The organism is Burkholderia sp. WSM2230 (genome assembly GCF_000472445.1).
GTDB lineage: Bacteria > Pseudomonadota > Gammaproteobacteria > Burkholderiales > Burkholderiaceae > Paraburkholderia.
The window spans coordinates 1,166,758-1,185,380 of record NZ_AXAJ01000001.1 but is presented as its reverse complement, the minus strand read 5'-3'; the positions used below and the strand labels follow the sequence as shown (position 1 = coordinate 1,185,380).

18 protein-coding genes and 2 pseudogenes are annotated in these 18,623 nt (G+C 60.6%); 6 read left to right on the top strand and 14 right to left on the bottom strand.

Features of this window, described 5'->3' with window-relative positions; translation table 11 throughout:
- The 4 genes from A3AC_RS0105440 to A3AC_RS0105425 all read right to left on the bottom strand — a co-directional run.
- Positions 1 to 278: NAD(P)/FAD-dependent oxidoreductase (locus A3AC_RS0105440; protein WP_025597792.1), on the bottom strand; the 278-nt coding region annotated here is incomplete at its 3' end.
- A 301-nt stretch (positions 279 to 579) separates the two neighbouring features.
- Complete coding sequence (locus A3AC_RS0105435; RefSeq protein WP_025597791.1) at positions 580 to 1,428, bottom strand: enoyl-CoA hydratase/isomerase family protein; 849 nt, start codon at positions 1,426 to 1,428, stop codon at positions 580 to 582.
- Between the two features lie 785 nt (positions 1,429 to 2,213).
- Positions 2,214 to 3,002 carry an IclR family transcriptional regulator gene (locus tag A3AC_RS0105430; protein WP_025597790.1) on the bottom strand — a complete coding sequence of 263 codons (789 nt, stop codon included), beginning with the start codon at positions 3,000 to 3,002 and terminating at the stop codon, positions 2,214 to 2,216.
- A gap of 6 nt (positions 3,003 to 3,008) precedes the next feature.
- Positions 3,009 to 3,878: an IclR family transcriptional regulator gene (locus A3AC_RS0105425; protein WP_025597789.1), complete on the bottom strand. Its 870-nt coding sequence runs from the start codon at positions 3,876 to 3,878 to the stop codon at positions 3,009 to 3,011.
- Positions 3,879 to 4,668: 790 nt separating this feature from the next.
- Between A3AC_RS0105425 and A3AC_RS0105420 the strand changes: the two genes are divergently transcribed.
- The 4 genes and pseudogenes from A3AC_RS0105420 to A3AC_RS0105405 all read left to right on the top strand — a co-directional run bounded on the left by A3AC_RS0105420 (position 4,669) and on the right by A3AC_RS0105405 (position 7,065).
- Positions 4,669 to 6,060 (top strand): spinster family MFS transporter, encoded by a 1,392-nt coding sequence (locus A3AC_RS0105420; RefSeq protein ID WP_025597788.1) that lies wholly within the window; start codon positions 4,669 to 4,671, stop codon positions 6,058 to 6,060.
- 118 nt (positions 6,061 to 6,178) lie between these two features.
- Positions 6,179 to 6,532 (top strand): SDR family NAD(P)-dependent oxidoreductase, encoded by a 354-nt coding sequence (locus tag A3AC_RS29045; RefSeq protein WP_051361567.1) that lies wholly within the window; start codon positions 6,179 to 6,181, stop codon positions 6,530 to 6,532.
- Positions 6,529 to 6,752: pseudogene (locus tag A3AC_RS30905) on the top strand (MFS transporter); the annotation flags it as partial. The gene A3AC_RS29045 and the pseudogene A3AC_RS30905, both read left to right, overlap by 4 nt.
- A gap of 133 nt (positions 6,753 to 6,885) precedes the next feature.
- Positions 6,886 to 7,065, top strand: coding sequence for a hypothetical protein (locus A3AC_RS0105405; protein ID WP_025597787.1), 180 nt, complete (start codon positions 6,886 to 6,888; stop codon positions 7,063 to 7,065).
- Between the two features lie 43 nt (positions 7,066 to 7,108).
- Here the strand turns inward: A3AC_RS0105405 and A3AC_RS0105400 are convergent, their stop codons facing one another.
- On the bottom strand, positions 7,109 to 7,753 hold the full coding sequence (locus tag A3AC_RS0105400) for a TetR/AcrR family transcriptional regulator (protein ID WP_156924575.1): 645 nt from the start codon (positions 7,751 to 7,753) through the stop codon (positions 7,109 to 7,111).
- A gap of 95 nt (positions 7,754 to 7,848) precedes the next feature.
- Positions 7,849 to 8,790, bottom strand: a complete 942-nt coding sequence (locus tag A3AC_RS0105395; RefSeq protein ID WP_025597785.1) for a LysR family transcriptional regulator — start codon at positions 8,788 to 8,790, stop codon at positions 7,849 to 7,851.
- 466 nt (positions 8,791 to 9,256) lie between these two features.
- Between A3AC_RS0105395 and A3AC_RS0105390 the strand changes: the two genes are divergently transcribed.
- Together A3AC_RS0105390 and A3AC_RS0105385 are read left to right on the top strand one after the other, a co-directional pair.
- Complete coding sequence (locus A3AC_RS0105390; RefSeq protein ID WP_025597784.1) at positions 9,257 to 10,174, top strand: alpha/beta fold hydrolase; 918 nt, start codon at positions 9,257 to 9,259, stop codon at positions 10,172 to 10,174.
- Positions 10,175 to 10,499: 325 nt separating this feature from the next.
- Positions 10,500 to 11,726 (top strand): ABC transporter substrate-binding protein, encoded by a 1,227-nt coding sequence (locus A3AC_RS0105385; protein WP_025597783.1) that lies wholly within the window; start codon positions 10,500 to 10,502, stop codon positions 11,724 to 11,726.
- A 16-nt stretch (positions 11,727 to 11,742) separates the two neighbouring features.
- Here the strand turns inward: A3AC_RS0105385 and A3AC_RS0105380 are convergent, their stop codons facing one another.
- The 8 genes and pseudogenes from A3AC_RS0105380 to A3AC_RS0105345 form a co-directional block, all read right to left on the bottom strand.
- Entirely contained in the window at positions 11,743 to 12,672 is a 930-nt protein-coding gene (locus A3AC_RS0105380) for a LysR family transcriptional regulator (protein ID WP_025597782.1), read from the bottom strand.
- Between the two features lie 182 nt (positions 12,673 to 12,854).
- Positions 12,855 to 13,247: pseudogene (locus tag A3AC_RS29040) on the bottom strand (flavin reductase family protein); the annotation flags it as partial.
- 112 nt (positions 13,248 to 13,359) lie between these two features.
- Positions 13,360 to 13,953 (bottom strand): aromatic ring-hydroxylating oxygenase subunit alpha, encoded by a 594-nt coding sequence (locus A3AC_RS29035; protein ID WP_051361566.1) that lies wholly within the window; start codon positions 13,951 to 13,953, stop codon positions 13,360 to 13,362.
- A gap of 177 nt (positions 13,954 to 14,130) precedes the next feature.
- Positions 14,131 to 14,586: a nuclear transport factor 2 family protein gene (locus A3AC_RS0105365; protein ID WP_025597781.1), complete on the bottom strand. Its 456-nt coding sequence runs from the start codon at positions 14,584 to 14,586 to the stop codon at positions 14,131 to 14,133.
- Between the two features lie 197 nt (positions 14,587 to 14,783).
- A complete protein-coding gene (locus tag A3AC_RS0105360) occupies positions 14,784 to 15,011 on the bottom strand; it encodes a cupin domain-containing protein (protein ID WP_025597780.1) in 228 nt (75 codons plus the stop codon).
- Positions 15,012 to 15,131: 120 nt separating this feature from the next.
- A complete protein-coding gene (locus A3AC_RS0105355) occupies positions 15,132 to 15,710 on the bottom strand; it encodes a DUF2889 domain-containing protein (RefSeq protein WP_025597779.1) in 579 nt (192 codons plus the stop codon).
- Positions 15,707 to 17,128 carry an MmgE/PrpD family protein gene (locus tag A3AC_RS0105350; protein WP_025597778.1) on the bottom strand — a complete coding sequence of 474 codons (1,422 nt, stop codon included), beginning with the start codon at positions 17,126 to 17,128 and terminating at the stop codon, positions 15,707 to 15,709. The genes A3AC_RS0105355 and A3AC_RS0105350 overlap by 4 nt, the downstream gene beginning before the upstream one ends.
- A gap of 335 nt (positions 17,129 to 17,463) precedes the next feature.
- Positions 17,464 to 18,618, bottom strand: a complete 1,155-nt coding sequence (locus A3AC_RS0105345; RefSeq protein ID WP_025597777.1) for a CaiB/BaiF CoA transferase family protein — start codon at positions 18,616 to 18,618, stop codon at positions 17,464 to 17,466.
- Positions 18,619 to 18,623 lie beyond the last annotated feature (5 nt).

Sequence of the window (18,623 nt, the reverse complement as noted above, 5' to 3'; positions counted from 1 at the left end):
TCGGTCACTTCGACGTCCAGAGGCGCGCCTTTTTCCTTCCAGTCGGGAATCAGTTCATTCAAGGCGCGCGGGTCCATGACCGCGCCGGAGAGGATATGCGCCCCGATTTCCGAGCCTTTTTCAAGCACGCAGACGCCAAGTTCGCCCCCCTTGTCGGCCGCCAGCTGCTTCAGGCGGATCGCGGCAGCAAGTCCTGCCGGGCCGCCGCCGACGATCACGACGTCGTATTCCATCGACTCGCGCGGGCCATACTGCTCGATGAGACTGGTATGTGTCATGTGATGATTGGATTAGTGTTGATGCGACGGTGTGCCGTCGCGCGAGAGGACCGGGACGTGCCATGGCGATCGGCCGACCTTCGTTCAATCAATCGCAGCCTGTCTGCGCTGTACAGTCCGTGTCTAACATCCGCGACTAGTCGCGCCTGCTCTCTTCGCGGTAAACGCAAGCAGGCGCTGTGCGCGCCGGTGATGAGCGGCATCAGGGGCGGCGCCGAAGTGGTAGACGTTCCCCGTCTGCCTGCGAACTTAAACTACTCTCCAGTTCGCGAAACGCGCCGATCTCTGAATCGGCTGTAGCCTATTCATGCCATCGCGTCGGGGACACCGGAGTATCAATCGGGAATTCGGGTGTGCGCTTCTCGCGGAACGACTTCACGCCTTCGCGAACCTCCGCGCCGCCGAAGCCAAGCATTTCCAGCGCCAGTGACGCGTCGAAAGTCGGACCGGCTTGGCGCAACCAGTTGTTTAGCGCGTACTTGGTCCAGCGTGTCGCTGACGCCGCACCGTTCACGAGCCGCGTGGCGATCGACAACGCCGTCTGCTGCACGTCCGCGTCGTCCACCGCAACCGACACGAGGCCGATCTGCTCCGCCTTTTCGCCCGTCACAGGTTCACACAACATGAGGTGATACTTGGCCTTCGCCATTCCGCAAAGCAGCGGCCAGATGATCGCCGCGTGATCGCCTGCTGCCACGCCCAGCCGCGTATGTCCGTCCACCAGGCGCGCCGAGCGGCCGGCGACGGAGATGTCCGCGAGCAGTGCGGCAACAAGGCCGGCACCGACCGCGGAGCCATGAATCGCGGAAACAATCGGCTTGGAGCAATTGATGATGTTATAGACGAGGTCTTTCGATTCGCGCCACACGCGCACGCGTGCATCGAACGAATCGATCATCTCCTCGACCATGTCAAAGTCGCCGCCGGCGGAGAACGCTTTTCCTGCTCCGCACAGGATCACGGCGGCGACGCTCGCATCCTCGTCGACGTCACGCCATATGCGGGCCAGCTCGTCGTGGCCGCGCGCATCGAGTGCGTTGAGCCGTTCGGGGCGGTTGAGCGTGATACGCATGACGCCCTTCGCCGGACGATCAAATGCAAGCCGTGAGTAGGCGCTATATACCGACGTCTCCTGGCACTTTTCAGACATGATTCCCCTTCCTTATGGTTGACTAATCGAGCGGCGCGATGCCGGCGTGATGCCGCAAGGTCAATACAATCTCCTCCCTGTCGCCCTGAACCTTTGGACCGCACGCACGCCTAGCTGCAGCCGTTAGGCTGTCGCGCTCACCACGGTGATACCTTGCAGAGCGCCATGGCCGCAACCACGGATCGTCGTTTGCCAGCCGGACGCCGGTAGCTGTCTTCCGAAGGCGGGAGAAGCCGCATTTAGCTGCGCTCCAGATCTGCGCCAATCGTGTGCGCCGCGCGTTGTCGCGTCAATGTGCTTGCGGGCATCGTTCCATACTTCGGAATAACTGCGGTGCGCCTCTTTAGCGGAACCGCGCCACATGGCGCGCGTAGCAGGATTGGCTACTATCCGCTTAATTCCAAAGCACGGAACTATTGACCATGCGGCATTAACGTCCCGGCTACTGGAGTCAGACCGTTGATTAGCAACGTAGGTGCTGCCGACGGTTACGTGCAGGGACGCCCCTAAGAGGGATCCGATGCGTCAACAGCAAGCTCCACGCGGATTGCCTCGCAGTTCGAGGTCGCGCAGATCAGCGACATCAGGGATCGGGCGGATACGTTCGGGCGTCCCATTTACGTGGGCGATGCCATCAGAAGGAGCAATCGGCCGATTTGATCAAAGTCATCACGATACGTACGGCTGGACTGGTTTGGATACAGTAGCTAAACGACCTCTCAGCCTGTCGGGCGTCCGCTGCTGCGGGGCGCCCCCTCATTGCGCGCCCCCGAACCCGCGGCACGTCAGGCCGCGCAGTCGACATCCGCCAGAATGGAAGTCAGCGTGTCGGCTGCGGCCTTCAATTCAGGAACCACGCGCCGGCGAATCGCCGGCATGTCCGCCTCGAGCTCCACTGCTCCACAGTTCAACGCCATCAGCGTAGAGGAGCGGCCGACCACGATCGGTAACGCAATGCCATACGCATTGCGCTGATACTCGCCCACCGACACACACACACCTGACTGCTCCAGATCTGCGAACGCAACCTGGAGATTCCTGCGGATCTTGTCGGCGTCGTCGCCGGCCGCTTCGAGTAACGCAGCGATCAACTGCTCGCGCTGCTGTTCAGGCAGCGCATAAAGATACGCGCGCCCTACCGCGGTCGATTGCATCGGCAACAGGGACCCGACGCCGAGGCGCAGCGTCGCAATCCTGGCGCCCGCGCGCCAAGCGACATATAGCATGTCGAGGTGATGCGGCACGGCGAGCGCGACCGACAAATCCAGCTTGTCAGCCAGCTTTTGCATTACCGGATTAGCGAGGCGCGTGAAATGATTCGCCTCCAGATACGCGTGACCGATGCTCAGCGCGCCGGCACTGAGTTCGAACTGACGCCCACCCCCAACCCTGCGCAGATATCCGACCGAGATGAGCGTCGTCGTCAAGCGGGACACCGTCGACTTCGGGAGACCAGTACGCCGGACCAACTCCGCGTTCGACAACGACGCTCGCGCCGCACGAAATGCCCCCAGCACTGCGAGTCCTCGTTCGACGGTCAGCGTCACACCCTTTTGCGTATCGGCTCTGTTCATTTCGCCTCAGTCAGTAACGACCGCCTGCTCCTGCAGATGTTGCGCGGCTGCAACCAGTCGCGGCCCAAGTTCGCGTTCTACGCGCGCCCGCCCGAGCCGTGCGCTGCGGCCGACACAGGCCAGCACAAGCGGCGTGTGATCCTGGATCATCAGCGGAACCGCGAGAATCGTCAGATCCGGTTCCCACTCACCGAGCGACATGCAATAGCCGACGTTGTGCACTTGAGAAATACCTTCGCTGATGCGCCGCCGCAGATGAGGCCAGTCGCGCCCCGTCTTGCGTTCGATATTGCCTAGTAAATAAAAGCGCTCGAGTTCAGGCAGCGCCGCGAGCAAAGCCCAACCCATCGGCGACGACGCGATGCGCAGGCGTGTGCCTGCGCCCAGCTTCAGATCGACGGATGCCATCTTGCTCGAGTAGGTTTCCAGCACGATGACATCGAGACGGTCACGCGTACCGAGCATCACATAAGTGTCGCTCGCGTTGGCAAACGCCTGCATTTCAAGCCGCGCGAGCAGTTGAACATTGGAATGCGCGATTGCCGCGTAGCCGAGCGACAGCACCGGCGCTGCCAGCCGATATTTGCGGCGTTGTGGGGAGTAGTGAAGATAGCCCAGCGCGACGAGCGAGCGCACCATCCGCGAGATCGTGGGCGCGGGAATCCCTGTTTCGAGCACGAGTTCCTGGTTGCCAAGCCATGGCTCATGCGGTGAGAACGCGGTCAGTATCGCCAGGCTGCGTGCGAGCGGAACGACCATGGCGCCGGCAGCATTTGCGCGCTCCCGATTGTCGCCGCCGTCCATCAATGCCGCATCCCAACTTGCGTCGTCCCGCCGCGTGAGAGACTGCGTGTCCTGGTTCTCATACGATGACATCGATCACTCCGTTCGTCTCGATCTGGCTCTGGAAACGGTCATGGACTGCACTGACGCTTTCTTCACAGCCGCGCATCGTGCATCTGTGCCAGCATGCCGCACGAAGGCGTCTGCTACCGGGAATTAAAGGCGCCAGGCGGAAACCCGTCAAACGATCGTGGAGATGTGTTCCGTACTTTGAAAGAATCAGCGAGCCGCTTGCCGCGCGCCCACGACGAAAATGCCGCAATTCTCAATGCCTTTCCCGGGGACAACACGCCAAGGTTCTCCACTCATAGTACGGAACACCGAGCCGCTTTCCCCGTTGACACGGGGTTCGTCGCCTCCGGTCTCCCCTCGCTCGAGACGCCCCTCTGTCCACGGATCGTCCCGTCTTTTGCCATGGACTTGCGCACCCGCTTCGGATAGCGCCTTGCAGTCAACCCGGAGCCAGCTATTCGTCGGCGTCATCCGCATGGACAAAAATTTTCGGCTCGGCGGTTGCGGTGATAGAACCGCCAAAAAGCATTGGCAAGTAACAGCGCAACAATGTTCCGGAAAGCGAAATAACCTATCGGCATGTCACACATCAGCTCGCTACCACGCTGTCAACACTTCCACGCGCCAGATCTAACGTTAATGGATAACACCCATTGCATATGGCTTTTGCCTCCACCAAACTAACTAACACTTGTTCGATTAAGACAATGAATTCCGGTTGCTGATGCACCGCTCGGAGCGCCGATGTCATGCGCATTTTCGATGCACGCGGTGGCCCTTGCATAGAACCGGAACGCCAATTGGAGCAGACATGAAGAACGTTGTAGACACCGCACCGCGAGCTCGCAGTGCAGCATCGCCGTCCCGGTCAACCTCCGCTCGAATCGCTCTCGACAGTTCGCGCTCCTGGTACATCCTGTGCATTCTGACGTTCGCGTACTCGCTCGCCTATATCGATCGCCAGCTCCTGAACCTGCTGGTCGATCCGATCAAGCGCTCGCTTTTCATCTCCGACACACAGCTAAGCCTCGTTCAAGGCATCGCATTTATTTCTGCGTATCTGATTGCGTCACCGGTGCTCGGACGGCTCGTCGACGTCAAGAACCGGCGCAACATCTTGCTGGTCGGCATCTGTCTGTGGTGCACGTTCACTGCGCTTTGCGGCAATGCGAGCACGTTCCAGGGACTGTTCCTCGCCCGCTTCGGCGTTGGCGCCAGCGAAGCATGCGTGTTCCCCATCGCGCTTTCCATGATTGCAGATTGCTTTTCCGCCAGGCGGATGCCGCGCGCTATGAGCATTTTCATTCTCGGACCAATGCTCGGCGGCGGACTGTCGCTCGTCGCAAGTGGTCTCGTGATCAAGTTTGCCCGAGAGGTCCAACAGCAGTTTCCGATGTTCGCGCAGTTCCTGCCCTGGCAACTTGCGTTCGTGATCATCGGACTGCCTGGAATATTGTTCGCGCTGGTGGTCCTACTGACTGTACGCGAACCCTTGCGCAGCAAAGTCCTCAGTGGTGGCGAGGACGATCGTCAATTCACCACTCGCGATGCGGCGGCATTCCTTTGGATACGGCGTGCCTTCTATGCACGCATTCTGCTCGGTGTAGGCATGCTCGCGATCGTCGTGCTGGGCATGCCTGCATGGCTGCCGACATTTCTGATTCGCGCCCATGGAATGCCCGCCGCGCTAGTCGGGTTCCGTTTCGGCATGCTGGTTGTCAGCTTCGGAATAGCGGGTGCATTGATCGGACCATGGATCGCGCAGCAACTCGAACGGCGCGGTTACGAAGATGCCCCTTTGCGGACCGCTGCGCTTTCAATGGTTCCAATGCTGCTCTGCTGCGCATGCATCCCGTTCGCGGCTAGCGCCACCGGCGTGCTGGCCGCGGCAGCGGGCACGGTGTTTTTCTTCAGTCTGCCGACGGGCTGCATGGCTGCCGCACTCCAGCTTGTTGCACCCAGCCGCATGCGCGGCGCCGTTGGCGCGCTGTACTCATTCGTCGCTCAGTTGATCGGATTCGGCGCAGGTCCGACACTGATCGCTCTGCTCACGGATCACGTATTTCATAACCCGAAGATGGTTGGCTATTCGATCGCCATCGTCTGCACCATCGCGTCAGCTCTTGCCGCGTGGCTGCTTCTCACCGCGCTGCCCCACTACCGGCACCTGCTCGCGGAGGAACGCGCAGCGGAAGTCGACTGACACCTCGTGTTCGGACGTCGCCCGTACGATCGAGCAAGAAAACCGAACGCTCCGGCAAGGGCAGATCGTCACAAAGCGCATAGCATGCGCGAAGTGACCGAGACGATAAGGAGCCATCATGCAGATTACGTTGAACGACAAAGTCGCCGTCGTGACCGGCGCCGCACAGGGCATCGGCTGGGCCATCGCCAAGCGGCTTGCGGAGGCGGGCGCCGAAGTCGTGGTGAACGACCTTGACGCGCAACGCCTTACGACGGCAATCGCAGCACTCGAAGCTGCAATCCCTGGAGCAAAGGTGCGCGGCGCCGTGGCCGACCTGTCGTCGGCAGCAGGCTGCCGCGAGCTAGTGGAGTACGCCCCCGCCTGCGACATCCTGGTGAACAACGCCGCCATCTATGAGACGGCCGACTTCTTCGAGCTGTCCGACGAAACCTGGCAGAAGGTTTTTAATTCCAACGACTCCAGATCATGAGGCTTACAGCTTCCCGCACCCGCCTCTTCACGCTAAGGAATTTGCGCAAACATCTGTTGCCATGGGCGATCGCACTTGCCGTCGGCATCGACTATTTTGACAACACGATCTTCTCCTTCTTCACGAGCTACATTGCCGGCGGCATTAACGCATCCCCGACGAATTGGTCTGGTCGTCCACCGCGTACGCGACGGCATCCGTGCTCGGAATCGTCAAGCAGCTCTCGTATTCGCTTTCGACCGCTTGCGTAATCATTTTGGAACAACATCGAATGGCGCTCCACCATACGCGTCTGAGCGAGTTCGCGAGTCCGTCCAACCCGATCTTCCAGAACGCGCTCGGCACGATGAATCGTGCGCTGGGGGGCGCAGGGGAACGGCACCGGTGACGCGCACAACCTCGCGCTGGCGGAACTCGCCCGCATCGCAGCCCATCAGGCGAACTTCTTGAGCGTACTGGACGGTTTTCACATGATGATCGCCCTTGCGCTGTTTGGCAGCGCGATCGGGCTTGTCCAGCAGCAGATAAGGTGACCCCCGCCGTCAGGCCTCCCGCGTCAGGCGGTACGCATCGCCATCAGGTAGTTGCTTCCAGCTTCCGACCACCGCGCCGTGTTCTGGCGCCGGGTCTGACACCCTCAAAGAACATGGTGCAAAGCTGATCCGCGACTTTCTCCAGTGAGCCCTTCTTCGGGTTGAACCATGTCTGGACGGAATTGATGCACCCCAAGACGAACACGCGGCACAGTGCGATGTCGACGTCCTCGCGCAGCAGCCCCTCGGCGCGCAAATCCTCGAACACTGTGCTCCAGAGCCGCTGATGCCGCTCCCGCCGCTTGATCTGACGCTCCTTAACGCTGTCCGGGAGTTGGGTCAGCAGCCGGCTGTGCGCCAGTGCATAGTCGCCGAACTTGACTAGCGCGCTCATTTGCCCGATGAGTGCCGCCTTGAAGCGATCTTCGGCTGTTGCCTCAGGCGGCAATGCATCGAAATGTTCCTTGATGTGTTGCACGATGCTGTCCGCGCCGTGCTCCATCACGACGTCGACCAGTTCTTCCTTCGACGAAAAGTGATAGTAGATACTCGCCGCCTCGATGCCCGCCTGATCCGCGATCGCGCGCATCGTGGTCGCCGCGTATCCTTGAGTGGCGAAGGACCGCGCCGCCAGACGCAGGAGGTTTTCTCGAGTATCAACACTCGGATTTACATTTCGCTTTCGCACGTTGTTTGCCAAAACAATCTAATGTTTGAAAGGTTATCGTACTTTTGCTTTGCAGGCTAGTTAGCATGGTCGCCGAGGGCAAGCGCCACGCCGGATCAGGGCAGACCCGACAGGCACAATGCCGATTTTTCTGCCACCAACGCCTCCGGTACGAAGTCCCGAAGGAATTCGACGAATGTTCTGATCTTCGCATCGAGATATTGCCGCGACGCGTAGAGCACATAGGCGGTGAGCGTCTGCAAATGATGGTCCGGGAGCACGCGGGTCAGCGCCCCGCTGCGCAGCGCGGGCAATGCGCTCCCCATGGGAAGCGCGCCGATGCCGGCGCCCTCCCGCAGTGCAACCGCCAGCGCGTCGGCAACGTTCACCTGAAAGTCCGCCGGCGAAAATTCGAACGTTTCGTGGCCATTGGGTCCGTCCAGATGCCAGCGATCGCGCGGGAACACGGACGAGACAATCTGAAGACACGCGTGTCCGCGAAGCTCCTCCACGGTGCGCGGCGTGCCATGTTCCCGGAGATAGGCCGGTGCGGCGCATAGCACGCTATACACTTCCCCGAGTCGGTGCGATACGAGGCCAGAATCGGGAAGGTCCGACATGCTCAATTGCAGTGAGACGTCATAGCCTTCATCGAGGAGATCGGGTACATGCTGGGAGAGCGTCAGATCCACGGAAACCGACGGATTGCGTTCCCGATAGCGCAAAACCGCAGGTAACACATACATTTGACCGAAACTGGCGGTGGCGTGCACATGCAATTTTCCGGACGGCCGCGCCTGCGCATCCGCGGCTTCTGCCTCGGCCTCCTCGACATAAGCGAGAATTCGCTCGCATCGCTCCAGATAGCGCTGCCCAGCCTCGGTAAGCACGACGCGGCGCGTGCTGCGGTTTAGCAGCCGCGTGCGCAGATGCGCCTCAAGTTGCGCGATGGATCGCGACGCATTGGCGTTTGTGATGTTCAGGCGCTGAGCTGCAGCCGTAAAGCTTCCTTCCTCTGCAATGCGAACGAATATTCGCATCATTTGTAGTGTGTCCATTTACCCTTCCCTGCCATAAGTTCTCTTCAATACCCCGTTGCTTGGCCCGGTTTTGAGCAAGACCCGTTGAGGTGTTTTCGCCGCGCGCCCGCGAACCACGACGACTGCTTTGCCATAAAGCACGCCAACGTCCAACAGGACGGTACGAAGTGCGCGAGACACTACCTGAGCGCGCCGTCGGTGTCCAGCGGGCGGCTCTTGCAAACTGCTTCCCGACTGCCGGGTGCCGGAACCAGCTACGCTCGACCACACTCGGAACGGCGGCCGATCTATCAAAGTACGGAACGTGCTAAACCCCACCGTTGACATGGCCTGTACCAACGGCGAAGTTTTGGGGAGGACACGCGAAGCGTTGCCGTCCGGGTATCCCTGTCGGACGCAACCTGGTCGATCCGCGCGAGGCCTGCCACAAGCCCGGTCGCCGCACGCGAACCATACTCTGCTCCATCCAATCATGAGGATCGAAATGAAAGCAGGAACCCGCCTTCCGGGCACCCCCGAGCCAATGCACCTATGGAAAGGTTCCGATGGCATCCGGCTCGCGGGCGACACGTGGGGCCGCCCCGACGGCCCGCTCGTGGTGTTGTTGCACGGTGGCGGTCAGACCCGTCACGCGTGGGGCGGAATCGGCGCATTGCTCGGCAGCATGGGTTATTTCGCGGTCGCCTACGATGCCCGTGGACACGGTGACTCGGACTGGAGCCCCAACGGGGATTACAGCCAGGACGCCTTGGTTCGGGACCTCAAGTGTGTCGTTGAAGCGCTTGGCGGAGCGCGTCCGGCGCTCATCGGCGCCTCGCTTGGCGGAGGCACCAGCCTCGTTGCAACGGGGGAGCACCACATTGACACCCTCGCGCTGATCCTCGTCGATATCGTGCCGTACACTGAGCCCGCCGGCGTCGCACGAATTCATACCTTTATGCAGCAAAACCCCGACGGATTCGGCTCGCTCGAGGAAGTCGCCGATGCAATCAGCCAATACCGTCCGACTCAATCGCGCCCGCGCAATCTTGACGGTCTGTCCAAGAACGTCCGCCTCTGCGACGACGGGCGCTACCGGTGGCACTGGGATCCTCTGTTCATTGCGGGTCCCATCGATTTGCGCACGCGTCATGCACGCTTCGCGGCTTGCGCGCGCCAACTCACGCCACCCACCCTGCTGGTGCGTGGCGGGAGTTCCGACGTCGTCAGCGAAGCTGGCGTTCGCGAATTTCTGGAACTCTGTCCGCATTCGGAATATGTGAACGTTGTCGAAGCCGGACACATGGTGGCAGGGGACCGCAACGACGTGTTCGGAAAGGCGGCCGTTCAGTTCCTCTCGCGCAATGCTCCGGTTGCCTTGCACGCGGACTACGCCACTCACGGTCGCACATTGCGGGCATAGGTCGATCAGCCTCCAAGTCAGATCGCGGCCCCTCGGGAGCGGGTTGCGCGGTTACAGCACTGCGCCCCGGCTTGCCCCGTTCTTCGGACAGGCAACTGAGAGGCCTTGCTTGCCCGCCCGTGCGTCGCCTCGAACTGCGATGAGCGTGCCCGAGGCAAGTCAACAAACCGCAGGCCTCGCCCACATTGAGCGCCGTCCCGCTTTCAACGTTGCAGATTCGCCCCGAGTAAGTTTCGAGGCGCGGAACGATTCGTTCTCCGAGATTGTTCTCAGGGTGCAAATGGACATACAACATGCCAATACATCACAACGAGGAGACATCTCAATGGAGCGAATTTCGTTGACGCGTGCCGGCGCATTGCTGGCCGGCGTGCTGCTCGCCTTGTCGGGCACGATCGCCAGTGCGGAGGGCCCCGCACCAGTAAAAATCGTCGGCTCGCTCGATCTGAGCGGCCCCGCTTCCGTGCTCGGCCAACAGTCGCTTGCCGGGGTTCAGTTCGCGATCGACAGCCTGAATCAGCGTGGCGGAGTACTCGGACAACGGGTCACGTTCGACAAACAGGACAATGGCACCAATCCGCAACGCGCGATCAGTCAGGCTAACGCGCTGGTTGAAGCTGGGGCCTCCCTGCTCCTCTCGCCGATCTCGTCGGGCAGCACCATCGCCGTGAGCAAAATGGTTTCAGCGAGACTTAAGGTGCCGATGTGCGTTGCGGTGTCGGCCGCTGAAGAGATCACGATGAAGGACTATCAGCCCTACGTCTTCTCGATGGCGCCGACGACCTACATGCTGATGCGCGCCCTAACCGCGCGGCTCGCAAAGCAGCCCTACCGGCGCTACGCGCTGCTCGTGCCGGACTACGCAGGCGGACGTTCGGCCGCCGCGAGATTCAAGGCGTTCCTCAAGGAGATGAACCCGCAAGCGCAGATCGTCGTGGAGGAATATCCGAAGCTTGGTGCACTCGACTACACCGCAAGCATCAACAAGATTCTCGCGGTCAAGCCAGACTACGTTTGGGCGCAGGTCTTCGGCGCGGACCTCGTGACGTTCTCGAAGCAGGCCAACGCTGTCGGCTTCTTCAAGCAGATCAATAATCACTTCATGACGGTGGTCGATGGCGATACGCTAAAAATGCTCGGCGAGAATGCACCCATCGGGACAGAAGGCTATCAATACGCGCCGTTCAACTATCTCGGGAAAACGCCGCAGGCGCAGCAGTTCGTCTTGCAGTTCAAGTTCAGCACCGGTGACTATCCGTCCGATTGGGCAAGCGTCGCCTACGACTGCGTGATGACGTGGGCCCAGGCAGTCAATGCGGCAAAATCGACAAGGCCGGACGCCGTCATGCGAGCGATCGAAACGGGCACCTTCGACACGCTACGAGGAAAGGTGCGCTTCGGCCAATATGACCACGAGGCGGAAGTCCCTGTCTACTTCGGCAAGGTAGTCAAAGGCGACCAGTACGGTCGCGCCGTGCTCGACATCGACGAGGTAGTTCCCGCCAGCGTCACGCGTCCGCCAAAGCCAGTCGTCGAAGAGGCGCGTAAATAACGAATCAGGCGCGAAATTATGAAGCAGGCTCGTCGCGGGGCCGATCGAGCAACTGCTTGATCAACGCACGCGCAATCGGATTCAGCTCGCGACCGCGCGCGGTCGCGATATGAATCCGCCGCCCCGCCCAGGGTTCTGCCAGTTCAAGCATGGCCACTCGACCGAACAGTTCGTGGCTGACAAGACATTCTGGCTGAACGGTCACCCCCAACCCGGCCTCTACCAGGCTGACGGCCACTCCTGCGCTTCTCACGGTGTAACGAGGCTCAAATTCGACGCCGAGGCGTTTCGCCGCCACCCGGAACGCGCCCAGCATCGCGCTCACCGTGATGAGATTCTCCGGGAGGAGCTCCTTGAACGATACGCTGGGTTGCGCGCTCAGACGGTGCCCCTGCGGTACGACGGCGACCATGCGATCTCGCCTGTATGGAGTTACGTCGACACCACCGAGGTCGAGTTCGTGTGCGGCCGCGAACACCCCGATATCCGCCTCGCCGCGCGCGACGGTTTGCACGATGTCTGCGTTCTCCTGTTCGCGCACCACGAGGTCCACGAGCGGATACTCCCGACTGAAGTCGCCCAGTTCGCGGGCTAGAAACGGAACAATGATCGAACGCGCCGACGCGATCGTGAGTTCTCCTCGCATTCCGTCGGTAAACGATGCAATCTCGGCGCGCATGTCGTCGAGGTCGTCAAAGATCTTGCGGATATAGCGAAGCAACACGGCGCCTGCCGGGCTTGGAACGACGCCTTTCGGCCCGCGCTCGAGCAGTTTGACGCCTGCGATATCTTCCAGGTCCTGAATGCGCTTGGTGGCAGTTGAAGCGGCAATGTTCTCGCGCATCGCGGCGAGGCCGATCTGTTGTTCCTCGACCGCCGAAACAAACAGTTTTAGTGTGAACAAATCCACCTGACGAATCAGATGCAGCCGGTTGAAGGTGCTCATGTCTCCTCTTGTGTACGTCTTCCTAATCGTTGTATTGAATCGTACACTGGTCTTCGGTTGCTTACTACGGCCCTGCCAATGTGTGGGCGAGCCTGCGCAAGCCAGGGCGATCAGAATGGCCGACCACCTTGGGGAACGCGTGGACATGACACGTCTTCTTGTTTGGCAATGTTGCGCACCTGGAGGTCGAGTACCAGCCTCGCTGATCTGGAGCGCGAACAACAGGGCAAAAACTGGTCGTTCGCCGCGCGCTGATCGGGCGTAAGAAAAACGTCGAAGTGCTCGGGCTCGCCTACTAGCACCCGTGTCGCGCAAGTACCGCACACGCTCTGCTCGCATGACGTCTCGACCTGGATGCCGGCCTTCGCAAGCGCCTGCACGACCGACTCGTCTTTCTCGACGACAATCACCTCGCATGAGCTTGCGATCTGGACTTCGAAACGGCCATCGTCTGCCGTCTCGCGTGCCTCGACCGTGAAAAATTCATAGTGAAGCTGCGTCTCTGGCCAGCCCGCCGCACGCGCGGCGTTCAATATCGCATCCATGAAGCCTTGCGGCCCACACACGTACAGGTGAGTGACAGTCGTCGCGGCCGAAGTCGGCCAGAACTAGTGAGTCCAGAACTGGTTCGCTGAGATCTGGAGATGCCAGTTCGGAAAGAACCAGTTGACGTCGCTCGACCAGTGCTCATGCTTCGTCGGGTTCACGCCTTTGTGCTCGACAACCGAGTTGGTCTGCGTTCCCTGACGGGTGCCCGGTGACAGAGTGATTTGCCGGGAATAACCATTGAGCAAATTTTGATTTGGCGAATGGCTGGGCGAGCGGATTGAGCCACAGCGACAGCGAACGATGGGCGCCGTAAAGACTCGCGCTGATTGGCCTGCTGAATGGATTCGGCTGTCCGGTGTAGAGCGGCCCGAGCGTCTTTGGATGGATCGACGCGATGGGGTACGCCTCGCTAAAGTTCTCAGCAACGGCCTTCCAGTTCGCCTTGAATTCACCGCGCAGAACGATTGGATGATCGGGATTCTGGTACTCGGTGCCGGCCATCGCGTCGGCCATCGGTCCCAGAAATTCCTGCAGACTAACTTCTGGAACCGGCGCCATGTTGATGAAGATCCAGCCTTCCCAGACCTCCAGCGTGACCGGCGTCAAGCCACATTTTTTCTTGTCCAGACCGAAGAACCCAGATTCATCCGGCACGTGCGCCAGTTCGCCCGAATTATCGTATCCCCAACTGTGGTAACGGCACACGAAGCGTTTTCGAATCACGCGATACATGGTTAGTCATCGTGCTCCTCCTTGATATGTCTCGTTTTACGGCATCGAATGCGTTGCACTCATGTCGGCGGTGGCTGTCGTCACTTTCATATTTATTATGTAATCCGAATTTATACGGGTGACTGATTTCGAAGAAGGCTAATCAATAATCACCTTTCTTTTCTTGAGCTAAGAAGATCAACCTCTGATGTTTTCCTTGAAGATGGGGCTGACGGTGTCAAAGCCTGTGAACTTCAGGTAGGTCGTCTTCCATTTCCCGGAAAGGCTCGCGAACCTGAACGAATACGTTCCGGAGAGCAATTGCAGCATGCCGTCACTCGTCTGCCTGTAGTAAATGACGTCGGTCGTGGCAGTCGCTGTGTCGCCATCAATCTCGATCAGCGGATTGGTGATGTGATGGTGGCACTTCGGCACTTCTCTCCACACTTTGTGGACGAGCTGCCGGATTCCCTCGATGCCTGCGGTTTGCCCGCGCGGCAGCTCGTAGACACCACCATCGGCCCAGATGCTCATGAAGGTCGCTTCGTCTTTCTTGTCGATGCCATGACAGTACTTTGACATCAGGGTCCTGATTTCTTCTTTATCAATGACCCGCCTGACTTTTTCCTCGAGGCTGAGGTTCTTATGCTCCATTTGAAGCGTCTCCTGATATTTGTTTTTGGATCGGGCATCGACCACAACGTGATGGTATTTTTTGACTGGTGGACAGGCATTTCGAGAAAGTCCGCTTCTGTTTCCAGATCGTACGGATTTCCGCCGTAGCCCGGGTTCGCGTCGGCATCGCTTGCGTCGCGGCATCGCCGCGGCTCGATTCTCTTACTCACTCGTCGTCAACATTGCCGGCTGGCGACGATACTGCGTCGGCGAACCCCCTTTTCGAAAAGGACTGGCCGGTTGACGCCGTCAATGATTCCCCAGCATCCACCCTGCAATACGGCTGCGAACTTGATGCCCGCATAGGCGGGAAAGAGAAAGGACCACGGGCCCGCGGCGTCGAGCCCGGCATAGAAATGGCTGCGCGGCTTTAAGAGCGATAGAACATCCGAAAGCGGGTCCATGAGCGATTTTTCCTGTCATCGTTAAGGACCGTCGCATATTGCGGCCTGACACGACGATCGAAGTTGCGGCTTCTGGTCGCGCAAGATCGAGGTGACACCTTCAGCGCCCGGCGCCTGAAGCTAAGTCTTCTCCGGCTGGTGGAACGCCGGCCAGCGTTGCATGACGACCTCGCGCGAGGCGCCGTAGGCGTAGCAACTGTCGATCTTGAGCGGCTTGCCGCTGGCGTCGGTCGCCTCCAGCAGCACCTGCGAGCGCAGGGGATTGACGGACTGAATGGCTGCGGTCGCGAGCGGCATGAGAATCTCGCGCAAATGGGTGCAGGTCTCGCTCGTCGGCAGGCGTTTGCGCACTTCGCCACTCCAGCCCGCGCCGATTCGCAATCCCACCAGCGCCTGTAGCGAATCGCCGCCGCCCGGGCATTCACGGTACGGATACGCGCGAAGGTAGGTGCTGACAGCGCGTACGATCATGTCGAGATCGAACACGACGCGCAGCCCGATGTCATGGATAAGATCGTGGGCCGGCACTGTCCGCAGACCGCTTGGCGGGGTGAAGTCGTGCGATTTCTGGTCGGTGAGATGGCCTTCGATTTCGAATAGGCCATCGCTGCGCCGGAAACCGTTGAACTCTATGTGCCGGACATGCAGCGGCTCGCGGGTAACATCATCCGCCGGGGCGGCGGTTTTCTCGGTGGTCATAAATCCGCTCCTTGCCGGGCCGGTTGCGTGTATGCAAGGGCCAACGCTTGCGCCAGCGTACGGCTACTCTCGGCGTCATCCCATATGAGCGCGGCCAGTTTCTTTCCTGCCGGCGATGCCTGGTCTTGTCGGGCTAGACCATCGCCCTTGGCGATAATCTGCTCGACGGTCAATGGTTTGGCCGGCGTTCCAACACTGTCGACCACGATGCCAGACCGCGTCGATCCGTCCTGCATGTCGATTCTGGCACCCGTGGCAAACCGCGCCGGATAATACTGAGTCAGCGTCTCGCTGCACTCGAAGCGTACCATTTGCGCGATGCGCCGGATCCCTGGATCGTTCAGGAACGCTTCGTCGTAAGCGTCGTAGCGATAAGGTCCATAACTCAGCGTTGCGCCGACGATATAGGGGCAACTGTACTGCGCAGCCATCGTCGAAGTCGGCTTCGCCAGCATGTGCTGATCCGCGATAAGCTGCGGACCGCTAATAACGATCTCGCGAATCGCGGCAGTCGGCATGCTGAAGTTGTCGGTCAATTCAGCGAGTGCATCGATGGTGGAATGGAACAGGCGGCAGCAGGCATACGGCTTAAGGCTGATCTCGTGGATCCGTAGCGTTTCAGACGGCACAACCGCGCGCAGCGGTCCGCCAAAAAGCGCGGCCAGTCCATAGTTTCCTTCGATGGCAAGCTGCGGCGCCGTGACCGCATCCATCAGCGCGAATTCCGCGGCCAGCACTCCGTTGCGGGCCGCGAACCCAGCGTGAACCCGTTTGACTTCTCCGCCAGACGCTTCCGCCGAGAACTGCATGGACCCGCTGGCTTGCGACAGCGCATGTCCCCACGCGCGTACCAGCCATTCGGGTGTTACCAGGGTGCGGCGCTCGTACGCATGCAGGGCCACGCATGCCGCCGCCGCGCCGAACGTGCCGAAAATGGCGGTGGGATGAAAGCCGCGGTGCACGGTTTCCAGCCCGCCCGCGGCCGCACCCACCATTGCCATCGCCTCGTAGCCGGCTGCCACGGCACGGAACAGCTCTACACGCGAAGCACCGGTGACGGCGGCTACTGCCAGCGCCGCGGGAATGATCGCCGCCCCTGGATGGCTCAGCGTTTCGTTGTGGGTATCGTCGAGCTCGAAGCTGTGCGATGCGGTGCCGTGCACCAGCGCGGCTACGCTGGCGTCAGCGGACCAGTCACCGCCGAGCACGGGGCTCGCACCGGTGCCGGCGAAACGGCGCGTCCATTGCGCGATCTGACGCGTCCAGGGCCGGGTGCTGCCCCATAGCGACACGATGAAATTGTCCAGGAAAAGCCGCCGGAGCGCTTCCGTGTCGTTCTCGTAGAGGCGGCTATTCGCGACGCGTGCGACGTGTCCGGCGATCATCGCGGTGGCGTTCGCGGGTGCGGCGTCTGCCACACCGCCTCCGGAATCACGGCGAAGCTGCATCGTTGTCTCCTTATAGTGGATCCGCGCCAATTCGCGCGACTCGGCAACCGCCGATGGCTCAAGAACGAGGCGAACAGGACACTTCATGCGCTATCGGGCACGACGGGCACACGCTGGGCACATTCAGTCAGCGTGATTCGTGTGCTTAAGCAAGTCAATTCTCGAAGCACAAACCTTCCGTACTCTGGAATCGCGAGCGGTGCATCCCGGGGCGCCCGCTTGCGCTGAGGCGGCGGCATCCCCTCCGATTTCCATTCGTTGTTCGGGTTTCAGCGCTCGAACAACACCCTCCGCTCCGCGCGCCACTACGGCCGCCGGCCCGTCTCCAGTTGCCACTCGAGCAGATGGTTGTCTGCGCCGGTATCGCGCGCCGAATGAAGCGGCGGCGGACGCTTGCCGTCGAACGAAAGCGGCAACCCGACAATGCCGATCTCGTCGTCCGACGGCTTTTCGATAATGCCGAGCGCCAGCGTCTGCTCGTTTGCAAGCATCTCCTGCGTCGTCTGGATGGGTGCGACCGGGAGCCCGGCGGCCTGCAAACGCGCCGTCCAGAAAGCGCGCGTTTCCTGCGCCATCCGCTCGCCGATGAGGCGGTCAATCTCGGCGCGATTCTTCAGGCGTCCGGCATTCGTCGCAAATCGCTCGTCGGTCGCCCACTCGGGATGATCGAGTACTGCGCACAGCCTTGCGAATAGCGCATCGTTCGCACAGCTCACAATCAGGTGACCATCAGCAGCGGCGTACGCCCGGTGCGGGACGATGAACGCCACACCCGAACCGTGGCGTGCGCCTGGCTCACCGTCCGCATTGAAGTTCGCCACACCCACCGACATCCACGCAATCGCGGTCTCCAGCAGCGAACTATTCACAGTTGCGCCGCAGTGGCGGTTCTGCCGGCGATACAGCGCAGACACGATGCCGATCACGGCCCACATGCCCGTGCCGAAATCGACGATGGACACGCCCGCCCGCACCGGCGACTGCCCCTCCTCGCCCGTGATGCTCATGATGCCGGAGAATGCCTGCATCAGCGGATCGTAGCCGGGCAGCGTGTTCATTGGTCCGGCATGACCGAATGCGCCAACCTCGCAATGAATCAACTCGGGCTTCGTCACGCGCAGGCTGTCCGCGTCGAGACCGTAGCTCGCGCTCGCGCCCGGACGCAGATTGTGAATGAACACGTCAGCTCGTTCGGCGATCAACCGATGCAGCGTTGCGAGTTGATCCTTGTCCTTGATGTCGATACAGATATTGCGCTTGCCGCGATTGAGCGCATGGTAGGCCGCGCCGCTATCCTTCCACTTGCTCGGCCCCCAGCCACGTGCGGAGTCACCTGTAGGCCGCTCCACTTTCCACACTTCAGCGCCAAGCGCTGCCAGAATTTTCCCGCTGAACGGCGCCGATGCGCTGTCGCCCAATTCCACCACCACGACGCCTGAAAGCGGTAGATCTCGTAACATGTCGC